Annotated in this window: 5 protein-coding genes and 1 pseudogene; 5 read left to right on the forward strand and 1 reads right to left on the reverse strand. The window is 62.2% G+C overall.

Features of this window, described 5'->3' with window-relative positions:
- Positions 1 to 207 precede the first annotated feature (207 nt).
- On the forward strand, positions 208 to 1,101 hold the full coding sequence (locus tag G3574_RS15175; protein WP_163964666.1) for an SDR family NAD(P)-dependent oxidoreductase: 894 nt from the start codon (positions 208 to 210) through the stop codon (positions 1,099 to 1,101).
- 42 nt (positions 1,102 to 1,143) lie between these two features.
- Here the strand turns inward: G3574_RS15175 and G3574_RS15180 are convergent, their stop codons facing one another.
- Positions 1,144 to 2,349: an MFS transporter gene (locus G3574_RS15180; RefSeq protein ID WP_163964668.1), complete on the reverse strand. Its 1,206-nt coding sequence runs from the start codon at positions 2,347 to 2,349 to the stop codon at positions 1,144 to 1,146.
- Positions 2,350 to 2,474: 125 nt separating this feature from the next.
- Here G3574_RS15180 and G3574_RS15185 point away from each other — a divergent pair, with 125 nt between their 5' ends.
- The 4 genes and pseudogenes from G3574_RS15185 to G3574_RS15200 form a co-directional block, all read left to right on the forward strand.
- Entirely contained in the window at positions 2,475 to 3,269 is a 795-nt protein-coding gene (locus G3574_RS15185) for an AraC family transcriptional regulator (RefSeq protein WP_163964670.1), read from the forward strand.
- A 359-nt stretch (positions 3,270 to 3,628) separates the two neighbouring features.
- Positions 3,629 to 5,284, forward strand: a complete 1,656-nt coding sequence (locus tag G3574_RS15190) for a 3-(methylthio)propionyl-CoA ligase (protein ID WP_163964672.1) — start codon at positions 3,629 to 3,631, stop codon at positions 5,282 to 5,284.
- Positions 5,285 to 5,342: 58 nt separating this feature from the next.
- The gene (locus G3574_RS15195) at positions 5,343 to 6,584 is read left to right on the forward strand and encodes a branched-chain amino acid ABC transporter substrate-binding protein (RefSeq protein WP_163964674.1); all 1,242 of its coding nucleotides are present in this window, start codon (positions 5,343 to 5,345) and stop codon (positions 6,582 to 6,584) included.
- Positions 6,585 to 6,720: 136 nt separating this feature from the next.
- Positions 6,721 to 6,869: pseudogene (locus tag G3574_RS15200) on the forward strand (ABC transporter permease subunit); the annotation flags it as partial.

Here is a 6,869-nt window from a genome sequence, read left to right on the forward strand (position 1 = left end):
TGCGCGCACTGATGCCACAGCCTAACTGAATTTAATTTATACCACCAAGCAAATCCATGTCGCAAATAGACATGTATCAGTCCCTTCGAATGTACGGACGAACATAGCCCCCGCTTCCCGTTTGCCTGACACTACCGCAATGCAGGAAACCATCGCCTGTCGTGCAGGGACAGGAACTCAACTCATTTCCATCAAGGAGCCGCAACAATGACAATCAAGAAATATCTGGACGGCCGCGTCGCGATCGTGACCGGGGCTGGCAGCGGGCTCGGCCGGGCGCATGCCCTGGCATTGGCCGCGCACGGCGCGCGCGTTGTCGTCAACGACGTCGCCGGACGGCACGACGGCTCGCCCGGCCGCGGCGTCGCCGACGAGATCATCCGCAACGGCGGCATGGCGATCGCCGATGGCGGCGACGTGCGCGATTTCACGCAGATGCAAGCCATGGTCAACCGCGCGATCGGCGAGTGGGGCAGGGTGGACATCCTGATCAACAACGCCGGCATCCTGCGCGACAAGAGCTTTTCCAAGATGTCCCTGGATGACTTCCGCCTCGTGATGGACGTGCATGTCATGGGTTCGGTGAACTGCACCAAGGCGGTATGGGACCTCATGCGCGAGCAGCGCTATGGCCGCATCGTGATGACCACGTCATCATCCGGTCTCTATGGGAACTTCGGACAGTCCAACTACAGCGCGGCGAAGATGGCCGTCGTGGGATTGATGCAGACGCTGGCGCTCGAAGGCGAGAAGCACGACATTCGCGTCAACTGCCTCGCGCCAAGCGCCGCGACGGCAATGACCAACGACGTGCTGTCATCCGCGGAACTCGAGCACCTTCACCCCGAGGCGGTCAGCCCGGGCATCGTTGCCCTCGCCGGCGAGAATGCTCCCAACCGCATGATCCTGCTCGCGGGCGCAGGAAGCTTCGAGTCCGCCAACATCACCATGACCCGGGGCATCAACGTCGGCAATGCGGCCGACCCCGCCGCCGAGGTGCGCGAAAGAATGCGTGAAATCCAGGACCGGACGGGCGAGACCGTGCCGGCATCGGGCTGGGAGCAATACCGTCTCGAGCTGTCCAAGGCCGGCTTCGCCTGAAGCGGGTTGCCGTGAGTGCCGTGCGCGGCAGGAACGCGGGACTTAGTCCCGCCGCCGGCGCGCCGGCAAGAAGGCGGCAACCACGCCCAGCAGCGGCAGGTAGGCGATAGCGTTGTACACGAAGCCGATGCTCGTCCTGTCCGCGAACACGCCGAGCAACGCGGCGCCGAGGCCGCCCATGCCGAAGGCGAAACCGAAGAACAGTCCCGAAATCATGCCAACCTTTCCCGGCACCAGTTCCTGGGCGTAAACCAGGATCGCGGAAAAGGCGGATGACAAGACGAGGCCGATGATGATCGTGAGCGTCGTCGTCCAGAACAGGTCGGCATGCGGCAGCATCAGGGCGAACGGCGCCACGCCGAGAATCGAGATCCAGATCACCGGCTTGCGTCCGATGCGGTCGCCGACCGGACCGCCGAGCACGGTACCCGCCGCCGAGGCGAACAGGAAGTAAAAGAGATGCAACTGGGCATCCTGAACGGTCAGGCCGAAGTGGTCCATGAGGTAGAACGTATAGAAGCTGTTCAGGCCGGCGACGTAGAAATACTTGGAAAAGATCAACACCATCAGCACCGCGATCGCCCCGAACACTTTCCTGCGCGGATAAGGAGATGCGGTCGCGGCTTTCCGGGCGGCGTGTGCCGCCTGGTGGGTCGCATACCAGCGGCTGACGGCGAGCAGCAGGCCGATGCCCAGCAGCGCGAGCACGCCAAACCACGCGACGCTGCGCTGGCCGAAAGGCACGATGACCGCGGCCGCCGCCAGCGGCCCGATGGCGGTCCCCATGTTTCCGCCCACCTGGAACATGGATTGCGCGAAGCCGTGCCGGCCGCCGGAAGCCAGGCGCGCGATGCGCGATGACTCCGGATGGAAGATCGATGAGCCGACGCCGATGAGCGCCGCGGCCAGCAACACCATGCCGAAGCTGGATGACACCGCCAGCAGCAGCAGTCCGCACAAGGTCGACGCCATGCCGAGCGGCAGCGAGTAGGGCTGGGGCCGGCGATCGGTGACCATGCCAACCAGAGGCTGCAGCAGCGATGCCGTGAGCTGGTAGGTCAGCGTGATCAGGCCAACCTGGGCGAAATTCAGCGACAGCGTTCCCTTCAGGACCGGATACAGCGCCAGGATCAGCGATTGCATCATGTCATTGATCATGTGCGCGCTGCTGATCGCACCGAGAATGCCCATGGCGGGGCGGTTCGCTCGTGTCTGAGCGTCAACAAGGGTCTGGGCGGCGGTCGTCATGGGGCGTCGTAAGGATGGAATCGTTTCGGTTCAAGTCCGGCTAGGATGGATCTGCAGCACCGATTATGAGAACATCTGGCATGTCTGTCTTGCGCCATTTGACCAAAAGCCCCTTCGAAAAGGACATGGAACCGTCGTTCAAGCCCAAGCCCTTGCCCGAGGCGCTCAAGGAAATAGAGGGAGAGCCGTCGCCGGTAAGCGCGCGTGCGACCGACTACCCCACGGGCTGGCATATCGAGCCGCACGCCCATTCCAAGCACCAGCTCATCTATGCCGTGCGCGGCGTGATGATCGTACAGGCCGACGCCGGGCGCTGGGTCGTACCGCCGACCCGCGCGATCTGGATGGTCGCCGGCATGACGCATGAGATCCGCTGCGTCGGCCAAGTGCACATGCGCAGCCTGCTCGTGGCCACCGACGCCGGCCGCGATCTCTTCAAGCGGACGCAGGCGGTCGGCATCTCGCCGCTGCTGCGCGAACTGATCCGCGCCGCGGTCGACGTGCGACAACCCTATGCGCCGGGCACCCGCGACAGCCGCGTGATGCGCCTGATACTCGATGAATTGCGCGCGCTGCCGGTGCTTCCGCTGCACGTGCAGATGCCCTCCGATGCCCGCCTCCTCGCCATCTGTGAACAATTGCAGCGCCGCCTCGATGATCCATCTACTATGCTCGACTGGGCCAAGCGGCTGTCGCTGAACGTCAAGACGATACAGCGCCTGTTCGTGAAAGAGACAGGCATGACCTTCGGCCAGTGGCGCCAGCAGGCGCGGCTGCTGCGTGCGCTGGAGTTGCTGGCTACCGGGGAGAAGGTGATCGACGTCGCGCTCGCGCTGGGCTACGACAGTCCCAGCGCCTTCACCACCATGTTCCGCAAGCAATTCGGACTGACGCCAAGCCAGTTCTTCGCCGAGGAATAAGGCATTCACCGCAGGCCGGGGGACGATCCTCCTTCACCCGATACCTTGTCCTTGCCATCGCCGTGACGCCGGCTTGCGGCATGGCGGTGCCTTGTCCCTATTGTCCCTCCTGTACCTCCTGCCGCCCCATATCACCCCGTCGCGTCATCGCGATGCGCTAGCCGCGTCGCTTCCGCAACGACGAGTCAGCACGGTGTGGATCGAGCACATACAAAACGCAATCCAGTGTTTCATCAAACATAGTATTCCCGGGGCTGGTGAAGGACACTGTCTCTACGTTGGAAGCCGACAGCGCGCATGTGGCAAGCCGCAGCAAGCAGGGCGATCCGTTCACCATCGATGAAAGGCCTAGAGCGAACATGAATCAAGAATATACCCGGAGCCCCATCTCAGGTCAGATGATGAGCCAGCCTCTTCTCATATCGACGATCATCCGGCATGCGGACCGGCACTTCGCCAACAAGGAGATCGTGTCCCGCCGCGTGGAAGGGGACATTCATCGTTATACCTATGCCGAATGCCATGCCCGCGCACGCAAGATGGCAAACGCGCTTCGCGCGCTCGGTGTCCAGATGGGGGACCGGATCGGCACGCTGGCCTGGAACGGCTATCGCCACCTCGAACTGTACTACGCGATTTCCGGCATCGGCGCGGTCATGAACACCATCAACCCGCGCCTGCACCAGAACCAGATCGCCTATATCGCCAATCATGCCCAGGACCAGTACCTGTTTTTCGACCTGAGTTTCCTCGAGCTCGTCGAACGCATCGCCCCGCACTGCCCCTCGATCAAGGGCTACGTGCTGATGTCGGATGCCGCGCGCATGCCGGCGGAAACCACGATCCCCAACCTGCTCTGCTACGAGGAACTGGTGTCGCAAAGCGAATGCCTCGCCGAATGGCCGCAGTTCGACGAGCACGCCGCATCGACGCTTTGCTATACCTCGGGCACGACGGGCAATCCCAAGGGTGCCTTGTATTCGCACCGTTCCACCATCCTGCATGCTTATGCTTCCAGCTTGCCGGATGGCTTGAACATTTCATCGCGCGAAGTGGTGATGCCGGTGGTGCCCATGTTTCACGTCAACGCCTGGGGCTTGCCTTATTCGGCGGCGCTCAACGGCGCCAAGCTGGTTCTGCCTGGTCCTTCGCTGGACGGCGAGTCGCTGCACGCCTTGTGCGAGCAGGAGGGCGTGACCTTCTCGGCTGGCGTGCCCACCGTCTGGCTCGGCCTTCTGAACCACATGGAATCCCGCAAGCTGAGCCTGTCGGCCCTGCGGCGCGTAGTGATCGGCGGATCGGCCTGCGCGCCGGCCCTGATGGACACCTATCGCCTCCAGCACGGCGTCGAACTCCTGCACTCCTGGGGCATGACGGAAATGTCTCCCCTCGGCACGGTCTGCACCCTGCAGAACCAGCACCTGTCGCTGCCAGAAGCGGAGCAACAGGCGATCAAGCAGAAGCAGGGCCACGTGCTGTTCGGCGTCGACATGAAGATCGTCGACGACCTCGGCAAGGACCTGCCGTGGGACGGGAAGACGCCAGGGCACCTGCATGTGAAGGGACAGTGGGTCATCGACAGCTATTTCGGCCAGGAAGACGCGTCAGCCTTGCAGGATGGCTGGTTGCCGACCGGAGATGTGGCAACCATCGATGGCGACGGCTACATGCAGATCACCGACCGCAGCAAGGATGTGATCAAGTCGGGCGGCGAGTGGATCGGTTCGATCGACATCGAGAACATCGCGCTCGACCATCCGGCGGTGCAACAGGCTGCCTGTGTCGGCATCCCCCATCCCAAGTGGGCCGAGCGGCCGCTGCTGGTCGTGGTCCGCAAGCCCGGCATGCACACCACGCGTGAAGACTTAATTCACCACTACGAGGGCAAGGTCGCCAAGTGGTGGACGCCGGATGACGTGGCATTCGTCGATTCGCTGCCTACCGGCGCGACCGGCAAGGTGCTGAAGAACCTGATCCGCGACCAGTTCAAGAATCATCCCTTGCCCAACACCTGATTGCCGCAGTCTTGCAAGGACCGCGGAATAACAAATTTACACCAACGAGGAGATAACAATGACGTTCAAGCTTACCCAACTCACGCTCGCGCTCGCCGCCGCCGCGGCGTTTTCCGCACCCGCCGCCCATGCCGGCACGGTAAAGATCGCCTTCATGGATCCGTTGTCCGGCGCTTTCGCGCCCATTGGCGAAAATGCCCTGCGCAGCTGGCAATATGTCGCCGATGTCGCCAATCGCGAGAAATGGGCCGGAGACAATACCTTCGAAGTCACCGGATTCGACAACAAGGGCAGCCCGCAAGAATCCCTGACCGTTCTCAAGTCCCTGATCGATCAAGGTTATCGTTACCTGATCCAGGGCAGCGGCTCGGGCGCGGCGCTGGCGATCGTCGATGCGGTCAACAAGCACAACGAACGCAATCCCGGCAAGGAAATCATCTACATCAACTACGGCGCCGTCGATCCCGACCTCACCAACAGCAAGTGCAGCTTCTGGCATTTCCGCTTCGACGCGAATTCCGACCAGAAGATGGAAGCACTGACGACCTTGCTGGAAAAGGACAAGCATGCCCAGAAGGTCTACATCATCGGCCAGAACTATGCCTTCGGTCACCAGGTGACCCGCGCGGCCAAGGATTACCTCAAGCGCAAGCGTCCCGATATCCAGATCGTGGGCGACGACCTGCACCCGATCGGCCAGGTGAAGGACTTCTCGCCCTACGTCGCGAAGATCAAGGCCTCGGGCGCGGACACCGTCATCACCGGCAACTGGGGTGCCGACCTGGCGCTGCTGATCAAGGCCGCGAAGGATGCCGACCTCAAGGCCAATTTCTACACCTACTATGCGAGCACGAAGGGCGTGCCGACGGCCATGGGCGCGGCCGGCGCGGACCGCGTGAAGTATGTCGGCTACTGGAACGTCAACAATGACAAGTTCGCCGGCAAGGATCTCGTCGAGGGCTTTAAGAAGAGATTCAACGACGACTACACCGTGATGGCGTCGTACACCGGCATCCACATGCTGTCCAAGGCCTTCAAGGAAGCCAGGTCCGCCGATCCGATCAAGGTCGCGTATTCGCTGGAAGGCATGAAGGACGCCAGCCTGAACGGCGACGTCGAGATGCGCAAGTCGGACCACCAGCTCCAGCAGCCGCTGTACGTCGCGACCTGGGTGAAGGCCAACGGCAAGGACGTGAAGTTCGACCAGGAAAACACCGGCTACGGCTGGAAGACCGACGCCAAGTTCGACACCTTCGTTGCGACGCAGCCGACGTCCTGCCAGATGAAGCGTCCTGGCTGAGCCTGACCAAGCAATGTCATTCCCGCGGAGGCGGGAATGACATGCCGATGGGCAGCGCCCCGCCGGCGCGGCGGATTGCCGTTGCGCTTGTCCTTGCCGTACCCGGCACACGAATACAACCGATGAAGGAGCAGTTGTGGAGTTTATCGTCATCACTATGCTGAACGGATTAAGCTACGGCTTGCTGCTGTTCATGCTGTCCTCGGGCCTGACGCTGATCTTCAGCATGATGGGCGTACTTAACTTCGCCCATGCCAGCTTCTACATGCTCGGCGCCTATTTCGC

It is taken from the genome of Noviherbaspirillum galbum, from assembly GCF_010974945.1.
Lineage (GTDB): Bacteria > Pseudomonadota > Gammaproteobacteria > Burkholderiales > Burkholderiaceae_D > Noviherbaspirillum > Noviherbaspirillum galbum.

Bases quoted from the DNA above. Each gene is read 5' to 3' on its own strand.
- G3574_RS15175 (WP_163964666.1), top strand. From the start codon at position 208: ATGACAATCAAGAAATATCTGGACGGCCGCGTCGCGATCGTGACCGGG.
- G3574_RS15180 (WP_163964668.1), bottom strand. From the start codon at position 2,349: ATGACGACCGCCGCCCAGACCCTTGTTGACGCTCAGACACGAGCGAAC.
- G3574_RS15185 (WP_163964670.1), top strand. From the start codon at position 2,475: ATGGAACCGTCGTTCAAGCCCAAGCCCTTGCCCGAGGCGCTCAAGGAA.
- G3574_RS15190 (WP_163964672.1), top strand. From the start codon at position 3,629: ATGAATCAAGAATATACCCGGAGCCCCATCTCAGGTCAGATGATGAGC.
- G3574_RS15195 (WP_163964674.1), top strand. From the start codon at position 5,343: ATGACGTTCAAGCTTACCCAACTCACGCTCGCGCTCGCCGCCGCCGCG.